The organism is Arthrobacter sp. HMWF013 (assembly GCF_003061105.1).
Classification (GTDB): Bacteria; Actinomycetota; Actinomycetes; order Actinomycetales; family Micrococcaceae; genus Arthrobacter.
Genome location: NZ_QAIQ01000133.1, coordinates 1 through 1,866, shown reverse-complemented (window position 1 = coordinate 1,866; position 1,866 = coordinate 1). Strand labels below are relative to the sequence as shown.

At 64.7% G+C, this 1,866-nt stretch carries 3 protein-coding genes; all 3 read right to left on the bottom strand.

Translation table 11 applies throughout. The annotated features are described in order from the left end of the window. Window positions 1-168 (bottom strand): helix-turn-helix domain-containing protein (locus tag DBR22_RS06060; protein WP_146187409.1); only part of this gene is annotated, 168 nt, incomplete at its 3' end. A 42-nt stretch (window positions 169-210) separates the two neighbouring features. Continuing rightward, window positions 211-1,125, bottom strand: a complete 915-nt coding sequence (locus DBR22_RS06055) for a nucleotidyltransferase family protein (protein WP_108598248.1) — start codon at window positions 1,123-1,125, stop codon at window positions 211-213. Between the two features lie 8 nt (window positions 1,126-1,133). Next, the coding region (locus DBR22_RS06050) for a CpsD/CapB family tyrosine-protein kinase (protein WP_146187408.1) at window positions 1,134-1,866 on the bottom strand (733 nt) is incomplete at its 5' end.

Sequence of the window (1,866 nt, the reverse complement as noted above, 5' to 3'; positions counted from 1 at the left end):
CGGCCGGCGCCGCAGTGCTTTCATGATCCGGTCAAGCGTCTCGGGCCGCGGGATACGTTTCCCCGATTCGTACGCGGAGAGATTCGGCTGGCTGACGTGGGCCAGCGCTGCCAGTTTCTGCTGGCTCAAACCGGCACGAATCCTCTTCTCGGCTATTTCGCTGGTCATGGGTTCAATATATCGGGCAGATATAGGATTAGACCGGGCGATTTAGCGGCGAGGTGGCCGGGTTTCGCGAAGGTCCCGCAAGATTTTCGGCGCCGCACGCAGGAACCGAACCCACCTTTCGCGGTGTTGCCGGAGCCTGCCACGGAAGGACATGTCCGCGTAGATGTCCCGGGACAAGTGGACTTCGGGCACCGGGAAGACCGCTCGGAACAGCATTTTGGGTTTGTCCTTCAGCGGCGCCTGGGCAAGGGCGATAAGCCGCGCACTCCCCGGCTCTTTGGCCATCAGTCGGTTGCGCCATTCCGTGGAGGCCTCGGGCCAGTCCACCGACGTGGCCTCGGGAAGGAGGTCCTCAAGGAAAGGGCGCATGGCGGCAAGTGAGCCTGTTGCACTAGCGATGTCCATGATGGCGGCGCCATACCTTTTCCGATTGGTGAGTTCCGTCAGAAACTCGAGTTCCTGCTGGCAGGCCGGCAGGAAGGGTGAGCGGAGAGCATGCAAAGCAAGGATCAAGACTCCCAGCGGCTTAGAGGGGACCCGCACCTCCTGCCCAGCGACTTCAAGGTCTTCGGTGTTGGCCCACATCACCTCGAAACAGTCGCCGGCGTCATTTTCCATGCCGGGAAACCGGTAGTGGACGTCGATGCAGCACGGCCACTCCGGGTGGTCCACCGTCACCGAGTGCTTGGGAAAGGTCCTGCTGTCCGGATCCACGGGGCGTTCCCGCCAGCCCCGCTCCCGCAGGCCTTGGAGCATCGCGTCCAGATCCGACGGCGCCACGAAAACATCCACATCCGCCGAAACCTTGGGCAGGCGCAGGCCCTGAATCACACTCGCCGGGCCCTTGATGAAGAACGCGCGGATCCCCCTGCCGGCCGCCACCCGTGACACCAGGGCATGGCCCAGGAGGACGGCCTCAGGGATACTCAGCTGGGTCTTATCGGCTTGGTCTTCCACGCGTTGACCTAACCGCGTGCCCGGCGGCCGGCGGAAACAGACTCTGGCACTTGGACGCTTTCACCCGGTCCCTCCCAAAACGGACCGGTGAGGTCGGGCTCAGCCTCAGCAACCGGACCGGGCGCTGAGGTGGGCGCTGAGGTGTAGGTGCCGTAGTACGAGTAGGCGTCCGTTCCCTTGGTGGGCACGTAGTTCAGGACGGCGCCCAGGATCCGCCCCTTGACCTTGTCCAGGTTCCCCAGGGACTGGGCCAGCTGCTCCTGGGTGGTTCTGCCGGTCCGGATGACCACGATGGCGCCGTCGGCAGCGCGGGAAAGGACCGCGGCATCCGTGACGGGAAGCAGCGGTGGGGCGTCGATCAGGACGATGGCGTTCTCTGCCAGGGCGTTGAGCATGTTCTTCATGGCCTGGGACCCCAGCAGTTCGCTGGGGTTCGGCGGAATGCGGCCGGAGCCCAGGACCGAGAGGTTCGGGAGGGCACCCCAGGGCTGCAGCACATCCGCGAGTTCTGCGGTGCCGGTGAGGACATCGGTGACCCCGACTCCCGGGACCAGGTTGAAAACATCCACGAGCGTGGGGCGGCGGAGGTCGCCGTCGACCACTACAACGTTCTCTCCGGCGGCAGCAAGGGTGACCGCCAGGTTGGCCGTGACGGTGGACTTGCCTTCTGCCTGCACGGAGCTGGTGACCACGATGATCCGCGGCGGCTGGTCCACATCAAGGAAGCTCAGGTTGGTGCGC